The sequence below is a fragment of the Shigella sp. FC1567 genome, from assembly GCF_001743015.1.
Lineage (GTDB): Bacteria > Pseudomonadota > Gammaproteobacteria > Enterobacterales > Enterobacteriaceae > Escherichia > Escherichia coli.
This window is the reverse complement of the sequence record NZ_MIIV01000530.1, coordinates 1-17,202: the sequence shown is the minus strand read 5'-3', so window position 1 is coordinate 17,202 and position 17,202 is coordinate 1. Positions and strand designations below refer to the sequence as shown.

Below are 17,202 nucleotides of genomic sequence, written 5' to 3'. Positions count from 1 at the left end.
TGTCCAATGTGCATAAAAAAATCCGGAAACAAGTGAGCGTTTCCGGATTCTTACACAGCCACTGGATCGGTCAACTGATCCTTAACTGATCGGCATTACACATAACGGCGCGCTTTTCTTTAAACTTCTTTACATTAGGTTATGTAAAAACGTATCGGCGTTTATATACTGAAGATAAGCCTGATGAGTAACAGGCTTGCTCGTCATACTTTCGTGAGTATTGGCGTTGTACAGGCAAGTCGTAAAATAACAGCCTGGCTATTCAGAGTATGATAAAAACAGGGGGCAAGGGATGTTGCTTAATATGATGTGTGGTCGTCGGCTGTCGGCAATCAGTTTGTGCCTGGCCGTAACATTCGCTCCACTGTTCAATGCGCAGGCCGATGAGCCTGAAGTAATCCCTGGCGACAGCCCGGTGGCTGTCAGTGAACAGGGCGAGGCACTGCCGCAGGCGCAAGCCACGGCAATAATGGCGGGGATCCAGCCATTGCCTGAAGGTGCGGCAGAAAAAGCCCGCACGCAAATCGAATCTCAATTACCCGCAGGTTACAAGCCGGTTTATCTTAACCAGCTTCAACTGTTGTATGCCGCACGCGATATGCAACCCATGTGGGAAAACCGTGATGCTGTTAAAGCCTTCCAGCAACAGCTGGCAGAGGTGGCGATTGCCGGTTTCCAGCCGCAGTTTAATAAATGGGTAGAGTTACTGACCGATCCTGGTGTTAACGGGATGGCACGCGACGTAGTGCTCTCTGATGCGATGATGGGCTATCTCCATTTCATTGCAAATATTCCGGTCAAAGGCACTCGCTGGCTATATAGCAGTAAACCTTATGCACTTGCAACGCCGCCGCTCTCGGTGATTAACCAATGGCAGCTGGCGCTGGATAAAGGTCAATTGCCTACGTTTGTTGCAGGACTGGCACCGCAGCATCCGCAATATGCGGCGATGCATGAATCGTTACTGGCCTTACTCAGTGACACCAAACCGTGGCCCCAACTGACCGGCAAAGCAACGTTGCGCCCAGGGCAGTGGAGTAACGACGTACCGGCGTTGCGCGAAATATTGCAACGCACAGGCATGTTGGACGGGGGGCCGAAAATTACTCTACCTGGCGATGACACGCCAACTGACGCGGTAGTCAGCCCATCCGCTGTTACTGTTGAAACAGCAGAAACTAAGCCGATGGACAAGCAAACGACGTCTCGTAGTAAACCTGCGCCTGCCGTTCGCGCCGCCTACGATAATGAACTGGTGGAAGCCGTTAAACGTTTTCAGGCATGGCAAGGATTGGGGGCAGATGGTGCTATTGGCCCGGCAACACGTGACTGGTTAAACGTAACGCCCGCCCAGCGTGCTGGCGTGTTGGCTCTCAACATCCAGCGATTGCGCTTGCTGCCAACAGAGCTTTCTACCGGGATCATGGTTAACATTCCGGCCTATTCGCTGGTCTACTATCAGAACGGCAATCAGGTGCTGGATTCGCGAGTCATTGTCGGTCGCCCCGATCGCAAAACGCCGATGATGAGCAGTGCCCTTAACAACGTAGTGGTAAACCCGCCGTGGAACGTACCTCCAACTCTGGCACGCAAAGATATTCTGCCAAAAGTGCGCAACGATCCGGGATATCTCGAAAGCCATGGCTATACGGTGATGCGTGGCTGGAACAGCAGAGAAGCGATTGACCCATGGCAGGTTGACTGGTCTACAATCACGGCCTCGAATTTACCGTTCCGCTTCCAGCAGGCTCCAGGCCCACGGAACTCGCTGGGGCGCTATAAATTCAATATGCCGAGTTCAGAGGCCATTTATTTGCATGACACGCCGAACCACAATCTGTTCAAGCGTGATACACGCGCATTGAGCTCAGGCTGTGTACGAGTGAATAAAGCTTCCGATCTGGCGAATATGCTGTTGCAGGATGCAGGCTGGAATGACAAACGTATTTCTGATGCGCTGAAGCAGGGTGATACACGTTACGTCAATATTCGGCAGTCGATTCCGGTGAATCTCTACTACCTGACGGCCTTTGTTGGTGCAGATGGTCGTACCCAGTATCGTACAGATATTTACAATTATGATCTGCCTGCGCGATCCAGCTCGCAAATCGTATCGAAAGCGGAACAATTAATCAGGTAAATGAAGTAGTTCGGGGAAATCAGTTGTCGTAATAATTAGCATGATTGGGGGCGATTCTCTGCAGCCCCCGTCACTGCTGGGGTTGAGTCATCTTGACGTCTGCTTTACGGGCGGTTAAGGTGCCTCTTGTGCGCCAGAAGTGCATATAAACGATAACATTGACCTGTAGACTTGATTATCATGGACAAATTCGACGCTAATCGCCGCAAATTGCTGGCGCTTGGTGGCGTTGCACTCGGTGCCGCCATCCTGCCGACCCCTGCGTTTGCAACACTCTCTACCCCACGCCCGCGCATTTTGACACTCAATAATCTTCATACCGGAGAGTCAATCAAAGCGGAGTTTTTCGATGGCAGAGGCTATATTCAGGAAGAATTGGCAAAACTTAACCATTTTTTCCGCGATTACCGCGCGAACAAAATAAAGTCCATCGACCCAGGATTATTCGACCAGTTGTATCGCCTGCAAGGGTTGTTAGGCACGCGCAAACCGGTGCAACTCATTTCCGGTTATCGTTCCATTGATACCAACAATGAACTACGCGCCCGCAGCCGTGGAGTAGCGAAGAAAAGCTATCACACTAAAGGCCAGGCGATGGATTTCCATATTGAAGGTATCGCGTTAAGCAATATTCGCAAAGCCGCGTTATCTATGCGCGCAGGTGGTGTAGGATATTACCCACGTAGTAACTTTGTGCATATTGATACCGGGCCAGCACGGCACTGGTAGCAATCGCTTAACGAAACAGGGGCAGTATGAACTATCGTATTATTCCGGTCACCGCATTCTCCCAGAACTGTTCATTAATCTGGTGTGAACAAACCCGTCTGGCCGCACTGGTCGATCCTGGCGGCGATGCGGAAAAAATCAAACAGGAAGTTGATGACAGCGGCCTGACACTGATGCAGATCCTGCTGACGCATGGTCATCTGGACCACGTTGGCGCAGCGGCGGAACTGGCGCAACATTACGGCGTGCCGGTTTTTGGCCCGGAAAAAGAAGATGAGTTCTGGCTGCAAGGCTTGCCTGCGCAAAGTCGTATGTTTGGTCTGGAAGAGTGCCAGCCGCTGACGCCAGATCGTTGGCTGAACGAAGGCGATACCATCAGCATAGGAAATGTGACTTTACAGGTGTTACATTGCCCTGGGCATACGCCGGGTCATGTCGTGTTTTTTGATGATCGGGCAAAGCTGCTGATTTCTGGCGATGTTATTTTCAAAGGCGGAGTAGGGCGCAGTGACTTCCCGCGTGGCGATCATAATCAACTGATTTCTTCAATCAAAGATAAATTGCTGCCACTGGGGGATGACGTGACATTTATTCCGGGTCACGGACCATTATCCACACTTGGTTATGAACGCCTGCATAATCCCTTCCTGCAAGACGAAATGCCCGTCTGGTAAGGCACATAAAAAGCCCGCTTTTAATGCGGGCCTGGATTTCTGGCAAAGTGCGCTTTGTTTATGCCGGATGCGGCACGAGCGCCTTATCCGGCCTACAAAATCGTGCAAATTCAAAATATTGCAGGGGACGCGTAGGCCTGATAAGCGTAGCGCATCAGGCAATGTTGCGTTTGTCATCAGTCTCAGCCCGCTTTTCAGCGGGCTTCATTGTTTTTAATGCTTACAGCACTGCCACAATCGCTTCGCACAGCGGAGCCATGTTATCTGGTGTCATCCCGGCCACATTTACGCGACCAGAAGCAACCGCATATACGCCAAACTCTTCGCGCAGACGCAGCACTTGTTCTTTTGTCAGGCCACTGAAGGAGAACATGCCGTTCTGTTTGATGATAAAGCTGAAGTCGCGGTTTGCGCCTTTTTCCTGCAGCGTATTGACGAACAACTGACGCATACGCTGAATACGCTGGCGCATATCAGTCAGCTCTTGTTCCCAAATCGCACGTAACGCATCGTTGCTCAGGATGGTGGCAACAACAGAAGCGCCGTGTGCTGGTGGGTTAGAGTAGTTAGCGCGAATCGCCGCTTTCATTTGGCTGAATGCGCGATCAACGGTTTCACTGTCGGCAGCAACCAGAGTACAAGCGCCAACACGCTCGTTGTACAGGCCAAAGTTTTTAGAGTAGGAACTGGCAACAATCAGCTCTTTATGCATAGCCGCGAAAGCGCGCAGTCCTTCAGCATCTTCTTCCAGACCACGGGCAAAACCCTGGTAAGCGAAGTCAAACAGCGGTAACCAGCCTTTCTCAACGGAGAGTTGTGCCAGTGTCTGCCATTGTTCCAGCGTAGGGTCGATACCGGTTGGGTTATGGCAGCAGCCATGGAACAGCACTACGTCGCCAGCCTGAGCTTCATTCAGGCTGTTAATCAGTGCATCAAAGTCAAGAGTGTGATTTTCCGCATCATAATAAGCGTATTCACGAACTTCCAGACCTGCAGAGTTAAAGACGCTCTTATGGTTCGGCCAGCTTGGGTTGCTCACCCACACTCGCTTAACGCTGGTATTTTTTGCCAGGAAATCGGCAGCTACGCGTAGTGCGCCAGTGCCCCCCGGAGTCTGTGCCATGCGAGCACGTTTGTCATTGATCAGGGCGCTACCTTTACCAAACAGCAGTTCCTGAGTGCAGCGACCAAATTCAGGGATGCCGTCAATGCCGAGGTAATTTTTGGTGGTTTCATTTTCGAGCAGATACTGTTCAGCCTTTTTCACGCTGGTCAGTACCGGGGTTTTGCCCGTCTCATCTTTATAGACACCAATCCCGAGGTTAATTTTGCCGGGACGTTCATCGGCACGAAACAGATCGGCCAGGCCCAGAATCGGGTCGGCAGGAGCGGCGGTAATGTTCTCAAACATGACGAGGTTCCATTATGGTTACAGAAGGGAAGTCCGCTATCAGGGTAACGGGAGATTTACAAAATTCCAACTATTACTGATGAAAACGCAGGCTGTTTTTGCAAGACGTGAGATTGCTCTGGAAGGTATAAAAAAAACAGGACCAAAGTCCTGTTTTTTCGGCATTTAACAAAGAGGTGTGCTATTAGAACTGGTAAACGATACCCACAGCAACGGTGTCGTCTGAACCTACGCCCAGTTTGTTATCAGAATCGATCTGGTTGATGATGTAGTCAACATAGGTGGACATGTTTTTGTTGAAGTAGTAGGTTGCGCCCACTTCAAAGTAGTTCACCAGATCAACATCACCGATACCTTCTACGTCTTTCGCTTTAGATTTGGTGTAAGCGATGGACGGACGCAGACCGAAATCGAACTGGTATTGCGCAACTAACAGAACGTCTTGCGTTTTGTTGGCGAAGCCGCTGGTGTTTGTAAATTTATTAGTGATCGGCGTAGCGTTACGGGTTTCACCGTAGTTCGCTGCCAGGTAGATGTTGTTCGCGTCGTACTTCAGACCAGTAGCCCACTGTTCAGCTTTTTTACCGTTGCCAAGAGGTTGAGCTTCTTGCAGGTTGGTACGGTCAGCTGCACCATAAGCACCAACGATACCAAAGCCTTCGTATTCGTAGCTGATAGAACCGCCAACACCGTCGCCGTTAGAACGGCGTGCAGTGTCACGCTCGTTTTTACCCAGGTACTGAACAGCGAAGTTCAGGCCATCAACCAGACCAAAGAAGTTGGAGTTACGATAGGTAGCAACGCCGCCAACACGACCAACGAAGAAGTCATCGCTGTATGCAGTATCACCACCAAATTCTGGCAGCATATCGGTGTAACCCAGTGCATCATAAACCACACCGTAGTTACGGCCGTAATCGAAAGAACCAACGTCAGCGTATTTAAGACCCGCGAATGCCAGACGCGTTTTGTTACCAGTTTGAGCGTCAGCGCCTTCAGAGTTGTTACCTTGGAAGTTATATTCCCACTGACCATAACCGGTCAGATCGGAATTGATTTGAGTTTCCCCTTTAAAACCAAGACGGGCATAGGTCATGTCGCCATTGCCACCGTAACTGTTTTCACCGTTACCCTTGGAAAAATAATGCAGACCAACAGCTTTACCGTACAGATCTACTTTGTTGCCATCTTTGTTATAGATTTCTGCAGCGTTTGCAGTACCTGCTACTAACAGAGCAGGGACGATCACTGCCAGAATATTGCGCTTCATCATTATTTATTACCCTCATGGTTTTTTTTATGACACCTGCCACTGCCGTCAATAAGTTCTGTCAATAAAAATTTACGGAACTATTGATGAGAGTTTGGTGTCTTTATGTGTCTGCAGGCATCTTTCCATTCAAACTAACGTTTCGCTACCGTGAAAGTGCTGCAAAGATAAAGATTTAGTTTCAAAAAGAAAAAATATGTAACCAAAAGTAAAAATTAAGGAACTTTGTGAACACCGTCATATTTCCATAGAAACGTGATGATATTTACAGCAATTTTTATCTATTTATATGATTTACTTATATTTAAATTAACTAAGCGGAAATTTTGTTTCTGATGGAAACTTTATCGACCTGGCACAAAATCCTCTTTCAGACATCCAGAATGCCAAAAAATAGTATGAAAATTGTGCTATCAGCTAAGAAAAAACTAATCCGCAATAAGAATACGGGTTATTTTTTGTGCGTAAATGTTGCAATGTAATATTCCGTAACAGGATGATCGTTATGGCGGGGTTGCAAATAGATTGCTTGACTTAACAAACAGATAACTTGACAGAAAGGATAAAAAAGAGCCAGCAGGCGCTGGCTCTTTGAGGAAGAAAATCAGAAGCTGGCGTTGCGCGGAGTACGTGGGAACGGAATCACATCACGCACGTTTTGCACGCCAGTTACGTAAGCAATCAGGCGTTCAAAACCAAGACCGAAACCTGAATGCGGAACAGTACCGTAGCGACGCAGATCGCGATACCACCAGTAATCTTCTTTATTCAGGCCCATTTCCAGCATACGCTCGTCCAGAACGTCCAGACGTTCTTCACGCTGGGAGCCTCCAATGATCTCACCGATGCCCGGAGCCAGAACGTCCATAGCCGCAACGGTTTTACCGTCTTCGTTGAGGCGCATATAGAACGCTTTAATATCTTTCGGATAGTTTTTAACCACTACCGGTGCTTTAAAGTGTTCTTCCGCCAGATAACGCTCATGCTCAGAAGAGAGATCGACGCCCCAGTAAACCGGGTTTTCAAACTTCCTGCCGCAGTTTTCGAGAATGGTCACTGCGTCGGTGTAATCCACCTGCGCGAAATCGGCCTCAATGAAGCGTTCCAGACGTGAAACGGCATCTTTATCTACGCGTTCAGCGAAGAATTTCATGTCGTCTGCGCGTTCTTCGAGAACCGCTTTGAAGACATATTTCAGCATGGCTTCAGCCAGACCCGCGATATCGTTCAGGTTAGCAAACGCCACTTCCGGCTCCAGCATCCAGAATTCCGCCAGGTGACGGCTGGTGTTGGAGTTTTCAGCACGGAAAGTCGGGCCGAAGGTATAAATTTTGGATAATGCGCAAGCGTAGGTTTCGCCGTTCAACTGGCCAGATACGGTCAGGAAAGACTCTTTACCAAAGAAGTCTTTGTCGAAATCCACTTTGCCCTGATCGTTACGCGGCAGGTTTTCCAGATCCAGCGTAGAAACGCGGAACATTTCGCCTGCACCTTCGGTATCAGATGCGGTAATCAGTGGCGTTGAAACCCAGAAGAATCCCTGCTCGTTAAAGAAGCGATGCAGCGCCTGCGCCAGCGTATGGCGAACGCGCGCGACGGCACCAATCAGGTTTGTGCGCGGACGCAGGTGAGCGACTTCACGCAGATACTCAATGCTGTGGCGTTTTGCCGCCATCGGGTAAGTGTCTGGATCTTCAACCCAACCAGCAACTTCAACTTTGCTGGCCTGAATTTCAAATTGTTGCCCCTGGCCCGGCGACGCCACGACTTTACCCGTCACAATGACCGAGCAGCCGGTGGTCAGACGCAGGACGTCTTCATTGTAATTGGGCAGAGAATTATTGATGACAGCCTGTACAGGATCAAAGCAGGAACCGTCATAAACGGCGAGGAAGGAGATGCCAGCTTTTGAATCTCGGCGGGTACGTACCCATCCGCGTACGGTGACTTCGCTGTCAACGGCTACGCGGCCCTGGAGTACGTCGGCTACAGGCACAACGCTCATAATATTCTCTCTGTTAATAGTCGGAAAAAATAAACACTTGTCCACCCGTAAATGGGGGGATACCTATGTTACCTGGCATCTGCAATCAGACAAGCAGAATTCGCAAATGCAGCGAAAGATTTCGGAATTAAAGGTAAAAAAAGGGAGCCGATTAGCTCCCTGATGATATTAACTGGCTTTTTTAATATGCGGAAGGTCGAACGCTTTGCGCAGCGCCCGAACAAACGCTTTATCATGGCAGATAGTTTTGCCAGGGCTGTCAGAAAGTTTCGCCACCGGTTTACCGTTACACTCTACCAACTTAATCACAATATTCAGGGGTTTTACCTGGGGGATATCGCAGGTCAGGCGAGTCCCAATACCAAAACTTAATTGCACGCGGGAAGAGAAGTGGCGGTATAGCTCAACCGCTTTGCGTAAATCCAGATTGTCAGAGAAAACCAGCGTTTTACTCTGTGGATCAATTCCCAGCTTTTTATAATGTGCAATGGCTTTTTCACCCCATTCAACCGGGTCGCCAGAGTCATGACGCAGGCCCTGATACCGACTGGCGAACTCGACACCGAAATCACGCAGGAAAGCATCCATAGTGATGCAGTCGGTTAATGCAATGCCAAGTTGGTCGGGATATTCTTCCAGCCAGGCAGCAAGTGCAGCTCGCTGGCTGTTGGCTAGGTCCGGGCTGATTTGCTGATGTGCCTGGAACCATTCGTGCGCCTGTGTTCCCATCGGCGTGAGGGAAAGCCGACGCGCCAGATCGTAGTTGCTGGTGCCCACGAACCAGGATTCCTGTTGCAGACGCTTAACGATGGTTTCTTGTACTTCGCGAGAAAAACGGCGACGGGTGCCAAAATCCATCAGATGGAAGCGCGACATATCAAGACCGGCGGTTAACGCCGAGAAGTCGACTAATTTGCTTTCCAGCGTGTCGAGGGCTTGCGCAACGTCGGCCTGCGGTGAGCGATAGCGATGTACCATTTCACTGATAACCGCCAGCAAAGGAACTTCCCAGAGGATGACTTCACGCCACGGACCGCTTAAGCGAATATCCAGCTTGCCATTATCGTTGGACACGGTGACTTGTTCCGGGTTAAAGCGGAATTCGCGTAACCAGTTAAGATAGTCGGCCTTAAAGAAAGGCAGGGCAGAGAGCCACTGATATTCATCATCCTGCAGGCGCAGGTGCTGCATCGCCTGAATCTGTTCACGAATAGCATCGGCATAAATACCCAGCAGATCGTCACCTCGGCAACGAAACTCCGCCGCGACATGCACATCGTAATAGTGATGAAACACGGCTTGCTGCATATGCAACTTATAAGCATCTGTATCCAGCAACGAGTGCAGAACAGGAGAAGCGAATTGTGTCATAGGTGCGCAGTAGCATCCTCGTACAGGAGCGTTTAGTACAATAAACATCTTCAGGAACTGCTGGAGTATACCTTGTTTCGCAATTTATTGAACCCCGATCACACCATATGCCACCTTTCTGGTCGATGGCATTACGCGGTGTATGTTATAAAAATGTAGCAATAAAGGCGTTTGTACCTGAAAAGATGAAGATTCTGCATAGCGCGATTTACGCAACAGGAATAGACTGAACACCAGACTCTATAAAAGATGCTAAAGGTTATTTATGACTCAACAGCCACAAGCCAAATACCGTCACGATTATCGTGCGCCGGATTACCAGATTACTGATATTGACTTGACCTTTGACCTCGACGCGCAAAAGACGGTCGTTACCGCGGTCAGCCAGGCTGTCCGTCATGGTGCATCAGATGCTCCGCTTCGTCTCAACGGCGAAGACCTCAAACTGGTTTCTGTTCATATTAATGATGAGCCGTGGACCGCCTGGAAAGAAGAAGAGGGCGCACTGGTCATCAGTAATTTGCCGGAGCATTTTACGCTTAAGATCGTTAATGAAATAAGCCCGGCGGCGAATACCGCGCTGGAAGGGCTTTATCAGTCAGGCGATGCGCTTTGCACCCAGTGTGAAGCCGAAGGTTTCCGCCATATTACGTATTATCTCGACCGCCCGGACGTGCTGGCGCGTTTTACCACCAAAATTATTGCCGATAAAACCAAATATCCCTTCCTGCTTTCCAACGGTAACCGCGTTGCGCAAGGTGAACTGGAAAACGGACGCCATTGGGTACAGTGGCAGGACCCGTTCCCGAAACCGTGCTACCTGTTTGCGCTGGTGGCAGGCGACTTTGATGTACTGCGCGACACCTTTACCACGCGTTCTGGTCGCGAAGTGGCGCTGGAGCTGTACGTCGATCGCGGCAACCTTGATCGCGCGCCGTGGGCGATGACCTCGCTGAAAAACTCAATGAAATGGGATGAAGAACGCTTCGGCCTGGAGTATGACCTCGACATCTATATGATCGTCGCGGTGGATTTCTTCAATATGGGCGCAATGGAGAATAAGGGTTTGAATATCTTTAACTCCAAATATGTGCTGGCCCGCACCGACACCGCCACTGACAAAGATTACCTCGATATTGAACGCGTTATCGGCCATGAATATTTCCATAACTGGACCGGTAACCGAGTCACCTGCCGCGACTGGTTCCAGCTCAGCCTGAAAGAAGGTTTAACCGTCTTCCGCGATCAGGAATTCAGCTCTGACCTTGGTTCCCGTGCAGTTAACCGCATCAATAATGTGCGCACCATGCGCGGATTGCAGTTTGCGGAAGACGCCAGCCCGATGGCGCACCCGATCCGCCCGGACATGGTCATTGAGATGAACAACTTCTATACCCTGACCGTTTACGAGAAGGGCGCGGAAGTGATCCGTATGATCCACACCCTGCTGGGCGAAGAAAACTTCCAGAAAGGGATGCAACTCTATTTCGAGCGCCATGATGGCAGCGCGGCAACCTGCGACGACTTTGTGCAGGCGATGGAAGATGCGTCGAATGTCGATCTCTCCCATTTCCGCCGTTGGTACAGCCAGTCCGGCACGCCGATTGTGACCGTCAAAGACGACTACAATCCGGAAACCGAGCAGTACACCCTGACCATCAGCCAGCGCACGCCAGCCACGCCGGATCAGGCAGAAAAACAGCCGCTGCATATTCCGTTTGCCATCGAATTGTATGACAACGAAGGCAAAGTGATCTCGTTGCAGAAAGGCGGTCATCCGGTGAATTCCGTGCTGAACGTCACCCAGGCGGAACAGACCTTTGTTTTTGATAATGTCTACTTCCAGCCGGTGCCTGCGCTGCTGTGCGAATTCTCTGCGCCAGTGAAACTGGAATATAAGTGGAGCGATCAGCAACTGACCTTCCTGATGCGTCATGCGCGTAATGATTTCTCCCGCTGGGATGCGGCACAAAGCCTGCTGGCAACCTACATCAAGCTGAACGTCGCCCGACATCAGCAAGGGCAGCCGCTGTCTCTGCCGGTACATGTGGCTGACGCTTTCCGCGCAGTGCTGCTCGATGAGAAGATTGATCCGGCGCTGGCGGCAGAAATCCTGACGCTGCCTTCTGTCAATGAAATGGCTGAACTGTTCGATATCATCGACCCGATTGCTATTGCCGAAGTACGCGAAGCACTCACTCGTACTCTGGCGACTGAACTGGCGGATGAGCTGCTGGCTATTTACAACGCGAATTACCAGAGCGAGTACCGTGTTGAGCATGAAGATATTGCGAAACGCACTCTGCGTAATGCCTGCCTGCGCTTCCTTGCTTTTGGTGAAACGCATCTGGCTGACGTGCTGGTGAGCAAGCAGTTCCACGAAGCGAACAATATGACCGATGCGCTGGCGGCGCTTTCTGCGGCGGTTGCCGCACAGCTGCCATGCCGTGATGCGCTGATGCAGGAATACGACGATAAGTGGCATCAGGACGGTCTGGTGATGGATAAATGGTTTATCCTGCAAGCCACCAGCCCGGCGGCGAATGTGCTGGAGACGGTGCGCGGTCTGTTGCAGCATCGCTCATTTACCATGAGCAACCCGAACCGTATTCGTTCGTTGATTGGCGCGTTTGCGGGCAGCAATCCGGCAGCGTTCCATGCCGAAGATGGGAGCGGTTACCAGTTCCTGGTGGAAATGCTTACCGACCTCAACAGCCGTAACCCGCAGGTGGCTTCACGTCTGATTGAACCGCTGATTCGCCTGAAACGTTATGATGCCAAACGTCAGGAGAAAATGCGCGCGGCGCTGGAACAGTTGAAAGGGCTGGAAAATCTCTCTGGCGATCTGTACGAGAAGATCACCAAAGCACTGGCTTGATAAATAACCGAATGGCGGCAATAGCGCCGCCATTCGGGGAATTTACCCCTGTTTTCTCAGGCGAATTTCAGATTCACCACGCTGCATCACCCTTTGCAACACTTCCGATTCCAGCTCCGCTAATCGCACCGACCCTAATCGACGCGGAGGGGGGATATCCACTGTCAAATCCAGACCAATTTTTCCCTCTTCAATTAATAACACCCGGTCAGCCATTGCTACCGCTTCGCTCACATCATGCGTCACCAACAGTACGGTAAAGCCGTGCTCCTGCCAAAGTGACACAATCAAATCCTGCATCTCGAGTCGCGTTAAGGCGTCCAGTGCCCCGAGCGGTTCATCAAGCAACAATAAACCCGGTCGATGAATCAACGCTCTTGCCAGCACCACTCGCTGTTTCTGCCCGCCTGAAAGTGCGGCAGGCCATTCCCCGGCGCGATTCTCCAGTCCTACCGCAGCCAACGCCCGACGCGCGGCATCGCGCCACTGGCCTTTAAGGCCTAACCCAACGTTATCAATCACCGATTTCCACGGTAGCAGACGCGCATCCTGAAACATCATTCGCGTGTCTTCCTGAATTTCAGCCAGCGGTGTGGTGCCTGCCAACACATCGCCTGCGGTTGGCGTTTCCAGCCCGGCCAGCAGGCGCAGCAGGGTACTTTTGCCACCACCGCCACAAACTGACCTGTCGGAATATGTAAATCCAGTTGGTTCAGGACGATATTTTCCGCGTAATGTTTGCTTACTGCATTGAGCAACAATGGTGTGCCCTGGTTCAGACGAGCAGTATTCATACCGTGGCCTCCTTCAAATGATAAGCCGGGTTCCAGCGCAACCAGAGGCGCTCTAACAGCTGCGCGCTGACGTCAGCAAGTTTGCCGAGCAGGGCGTAAAGAATAATAGCGACTACCACCACGTCCGTTTGCAAAAACTCTCGCGCATTCATCGCCAGATAACCAATGCCGGAATTGGCAGAAATGGTTTCGGCAACAATCAGCGTCAGCCACATCAGGCCCAACGCAAAACGCACGCCGACCATAATTGAGGGCAGGGCACCAGGCAGGATCACATGGATAAACAGCGGTATGCCGGATAACCCATAGCTACGCGCCATCTCCACCAGCCCGCGATCGATATTACGGATGCCATGCCAGGTGTTGATATAAATGGGAAACAGCGTACCGAGCGCCACCAGAAAGATTTTTGCGGATTCATCAATGCCAAACCACAAAATCACCAGCGGGATCAGCGCCAGATGCGGCACGTTGCGCAACATCTGAATTGAGGTATCCAGCAGCCGTTCTCCCCAGCGAGATAGCCCGCTAATCAGTCCCAAAATCAACCCCAGCGATCCGCCAATTGAAAAGCCAATCAGCGCCCGCTAGGAACTGATCGCCAGATGCTGCCACAGTTCGCCGCTGGCGGAGAGCGTCCAGAACGCCGTCACCACCCCTTCCGGTGAGGGCAAAATACGCGTCGACAGCCAGCCAACTGAGGAGGCCAGTTGCCACACCGCCACGATGCCCACCGGTAAAAACTAGGGGGCAACGCGCAATAACCACTTCTTCACTGGCGTTGCCATTATTTCTTCCTTAGCTTTGCGCGACTTTACGGGGGATAAAATCATTCGCCACCGCTTCGCCTTGCGGATTCAGCGGCTGCGGCTGGGGAATTTCCGGAATGGCGACATCCAGATGTGGGAACAGCAACTCGCCGACCCGATACGCTTCTTCCAGATGCGGATAGCCCGAAAGCACAAAGCTGTCGATGCCAAGCGCGGCGTATTCGTTGATTCGCGCAGCGACCGTAGGACCATCGCCCACCAGCGCCGTTCCGGCACCGCCGCGCACTAAGCCAACGCCCGCCCATAAATTGGGGCTGATCTCCAGATTGTCGCGCTTGCCGTTATGTAACGCCGCCATTCGCTGTTGTCCTACGGAATCCGTCCGGGCGAATGCGGCCTGTGCTTTGGCGATAGTTTCATCATCAAGATGCGAGATTAACCGCTCGGCGGCCTGCCACGCTTCGTCGTTAGTTTCACGAACAATCACATGCAGACGAATACCGAAACGAATTTTGCGTCCATGCGCGGCAGCTTTCGCCCGCACTTGTTCGATCTTCTCTTTTACTAGTTCTGGCGGTTCGCCCCAGGTGAGGTAGAGATCAACTTGTTCTGCCGCCAGCTCCTGGGCGACGTCTGACGATCCGCCAAAGTAAAGCGGAGGATAAGGCTGTTGAATCGGCGGGAAGAGCAGTTTTGCTCCGCGCACATGAATATGTTTACCGTTGAAATTGACGGTTTCCCCCAGCAATAAGCGCCGCCAGACCTAGGTAAATTCCGCCGAGGCTTCGTAGCGCTCGCTATGATCAAGGAACACGCCGTCGCCTGCCAGCTCTTGTGGATCGCTGCCTGTGACCAGATTAAACAACGCACGACCATTTGAGAGACGGTCAAGCGTGGCGGCCTGGCGAGCGGCAACGGTAGGTGAGGTTACGCTGGGGCGCAGGGCGACAAGAAACTTCAGCCGCTGCGTCACCGGGATCATCGACGCCGCCACCAGCCACGCATCTTCACACGATCGCCCCGTTGGGATCAGCACACCGGTATAGCCCAGACGATCCGCCGCTTGCGCAATTTGTTGCAGATAACCGTGATCAACCGGGCGTGAACCTTCTTCCGTTCCCAGATAGTGCCCGTCACCGTGGGTCGGTAAAAACCAGAACATATTCAGACTCATAATTGTTTTCCTTCCAGTTGAGTGGGCTGCCAGATGCGCTGGCGAATATCGACTTTTTTCGGCACCAGACGATTTTCATAAAACAGATCTGCCGTTTGCTGCTGTAAGGCGGCAACCTCGGCGTTAACCGGTTTGATGGTGGTAGGAGGGCGATGATCTAAGTAAGAGGCAATCACCGGTGCCGGTAAGCCCATCGTTTTTGCCAGTAAAGCGATGCTTTGCTCGCGCTGGCTGCGGGTTAACGCATCGGCCTCACTAAAGGTTGCCAGTACGCCCTGAATAAAAGCGCCGTTTTTTTCTGCATAGGGACGAGCTGCCAGATAAAACGATCCAGTTTGATTGAGATCGGTGCCGTCTTTCAGCACCCGCATGCCGCCCTGTAATAATGCAGCAGAGTAGTAGGGATCCCAGATAGCCCAGGCGTCAACGTTACCTTGCTGGAACGCGGCGCGGGCATCAGCGGGCGTCAGGTAAGTGGGTTGGATATCGGTAAACTTAAGTCCGGCCTGACGCAGTGCACGCAGTAAAAGGTTGTGTGAACTGGAACCTTTCTGAAAGGCAACTTTGTGACCTTTAAGATCGGCTACGGTTTTGATCGGGCTGTTTTCTGCCACCAGAATCACTTCGGCTTTGGGCTTCGGTGGCTCGACGCCCACATATACCAAATCAGCCCCGGCAGCCTGGGCAAAGATTGGCGGAATATCCCCGGTACTGCCGAGATCAATACTGCCAACGTTTAAGGCTTCCAACATTTGCGGACCCGCGGGGAACTCCACCCAGGAGATTTTTGATTGCGGATAGCGTTTTTCCAGTAACTGGTGGCTTTTTGCCAGTACCATACCAATACTGCCTTTCTGATAGCCTATACATAACGCTTCAGGCGAGGATTCTGCAGCAACCGCAATCGTAGAGACGCTAAGCAATCCCACCAGCGCCAGTTTAATGATGTTACGCATGGGCATTACCTCGCAGAGACAGAAGGTCAGGAACCTGAACATCGCGGCGGTGCAATGCCTGCCAGAAAGTTTCTAGCGCGGTATCAAGACGGGTTTGCAGATTTGGCGTGAACTGGGGTCTGTGATGGTAATCAATTACTTGTGAGTCATCGGCAAACACGCCGTGCAGGATCTCCTGAGCTTTCAGTGCGCTTAAAACTGGTTTAAGGGCATAATCGACCGCCAGCAGATGGGCCACGGTACCGCCCGTCGCCAGCGGTAGCACCACTTTGCCTTGCAAAGCGCGCTCTGGCAGCAGGTCGAGCAGGGTTTTCAGCGCGCCGGAATAGGCGGCTTTATACACAGGTGTAGCGACTATCAGTCCATCAGCCTGTTGCAGCTGTTCGGTGAAGGTCTTGAGTGCCGGACTATCGAAACGAGCATAAAGCAGATCTTCCGGGACGAAGTTTTGCAGATTCCAGTGATAAACCTCTACATCCAGGCCATTTAGTTTTTCCCGCGCATATTCCAGCAAGGAGCTGGAGCGAGAAGGAAAGCGAGGACTACCCGCCAGGGTGATGACACGCATACTCTCTCCTTATAACCAATTGTTCTTTTTTTGTTAACATTGATAACAATTCGGTCAGTCTGTCGGAGAGACAAGAAAATGCCAAATATAAATTTTGTGTATCTTTTTCTGAAAATAAACTAAAGAAAGGGCTTTATATATCACGCATATTTATTTGTTGGATAGTCATTAGATGTTGAATCAATGAATTACTCGTTCAGTTAATATTTAAATATTCATGAAATCTATAAATTAAAGATTTGGGTAATGCTGCCAACTTACTGATTTAGTGTATGATGGTGATTTTAAGGTGCTTGCGTGGCTTCCATTTCCATCAGATGTCCTTCCTGCTCCGCTACTGAAGGCGTGGTGCGTAACGGCAAAAGCACTGCCGGACATCAGCGCTATCTCTGCTCTCATTGCCGTAAAACATGGCAACTACAGTTCACTTACACCGCCTCTCAGCCCGGTACGCACCAGAAA

General features: G+C 51.2%; 11 protein-coding genes and 3 pseudogenes. 5 read left to right on the top strand and 9 right to left on the bottom strand.

Annotation, left to right across the window (positions count from 1 at the left end; genetic code table 11):
- The first annotated feature begins 292 nt into the window (after positions 1-292).
- The 3 genes from ldtD to gloC all read left to right on the top strand — a co-directional run bounded on the left by ldtD (position 293) and on the right by gloC (position 3,543).
- Positions 293-2,140, top strand: a complete 1,848-nt coding sequence (gene ldtD, locus BHE85_RS24760; protein ID WP_000925997.1) for a L,D-transpeptidase — start codon at positions 293-295, stop codon at positions 2,138-2,140.
- Between the two features lie 180 nt (positions 2,141-2,320).
- On the top strand, positions 2,321-2,869 hold the full coding sequence (locus BHE85_RS24755) for a YcbK family protein (protein WP_001295932.1): 549 nt from the start codon (positions 2,321-2,323) through the stop codon (positions 2,867-2,869).
- Between the two features lie 26 nt (positions 2,870-2,895).
- Entirely contained in the window at positions 2,896-3,543 is a 648-nt protein-coding gene (gene gloC, locus BHE85_RS24750) for a hydroxyacylglutathione hydrolase GloC (RefSeq protein ID WP_001109487.1), read from the top strand.
- Between the two features lie 220 nt (positions 3,544-3,763).
- Here gloC and aspC read toward each other — a convergent pair whose 3' ends face one another.
- From aspC to pncB, 4 genes are all read right to left on the bottom strand, one after another.
- Complete coding sequence (aspC, locus tag BHE85_RS24745) at positions 3,764-4,954, bottom strand: aspartate transaminase (protein ID WP_000462672.1); 1,191 nt, start codon at positions 4,952-4,954, stop codon at positions 3,764-3,766.
- A 184-nt stretch (positions 4,955-5,138) separates the two neighbouring features.
- Positions 5,139-6,227 carry a porin OmpF gene (gene ompF / locus BHE85_RS24740; protein WP_000977920.1) on the bottom strand — a complete coding sequence of 363 codons (1,089 nt, stop codon included), beginning with the start codon at positions 6,225-6,227 and terminating at the stop codon, positions 5,139-5,141.
- 601 nt (positions 6,228-6,828) lie between these two features.
- A complete protein-coding gene (asnS, locus tag BHE85_RS24735) occupies positions 6,829-8,229 on the bottom strand; it encodes an asparagine--tRNA ligase (protein WP_000117881.1) in 1,401 nt (466 codons plus the stop codon).
- A 168-nt stretch (positions 8,230-8,397) separates the two neighbouring features.
- The gene (gene pncB, locus BHE85_RS24730; protein ID WP_001323688.1) at positions 8,398-9,600 is read right to left on the bottom strand and encodes a nicotinate phosphoribosyltransferase; all 1,203 of its coding nucleotides are present in this window, start codon (positions 9,598-9,600) and stop codon (positions 8,398-8,400) included.
- 265 nt (positions 9,601-9,865) lie between these two features.
- Between pncB and pepN the strand changes: the two genes are divergently transcribed.
- Entirely contained in the window at positions 9,866-12,478 is a 2,613-nt protein-coding gene (gene pepN, locus BHE85_RS24725) for an aminopeptidase N (RefSeq protein WP_000193834.1), read from the top strand.
- Between the two features lie 42 nt (positions 12,479-12,520).
- On the opposite strand, the pseudogene ssuB reads toward pepN, so the two are convergent.
- The 5 genes and pseudogenes from ssuB to ssuE form a co-directional block, all read right to left on the bottom strand.
- Positions 12,521-13,272, bottom strand: a pseudogene (gene ssuB / locus BHE85_RS24720) (aliphatic sulfonates ABC transporter ATP-binding protein).
- Positions 13,269-14,006, bottom strand: a pseudogene (ssuC, locus tag BHE85_RS24715) (aliphatic sulfonate ABC transporter permease SsuC). The pseudogenes ssuB and ssuC overlap by 4 nt, the downstream one beginning before the upstream one ends.
- 64 nt (positions 14,007-14,070) lie before the next feature.
- A pseudogene (gene ssuD / locus BHE85_RS24710) lies at positions 14,071-15,216 on the bottom strand (FMNH2-dependent alkanesulfonate monooxygenase).
- Entirely contained in the window at positions 15,213-16,172 is a 960-nt protein-coding gene (ssuA, locus tag BHE85_RS24705; RefSeq protein ID WP_039064192.1) for an aliphatic sulfonate ABC transporter substrate-binding protein SsuA, read from the bottom strand. The pseudogene ssuD and the gene ssuA overlap by 4 nt, the downstream one beginning before the upstream one ends.
- Positions 16,165-16,740 carry an NADPH-dependent FMN reductase gene (gene ssuE / locus BHE85_RS24700; protein WP_001263942.1) on the bottom strand — a complete coding sequence of 192 codons (576 nt, stop codon included), beginning with the start codon at positions 16,738-16,740 and terminating at the stop codon, positions 16,165-16,167. The genes ssuA and ssuE overlap by 8 nt, the downstream gene beginning before the upstream one ends.
- 297 nt (positions 16,741-17,037) lie before the next feature.
- Here ssuE and BHE85_RS24695 point away from each other — a divergent pair.
- A partial coding sequence (locus BHE85_RS24695) for an IS1 family transposase (RefSeq protein ID WP_047664789.1) occupies positions 17,038-17,202 on the top strand: 165 nt, incomplete at its 3' end.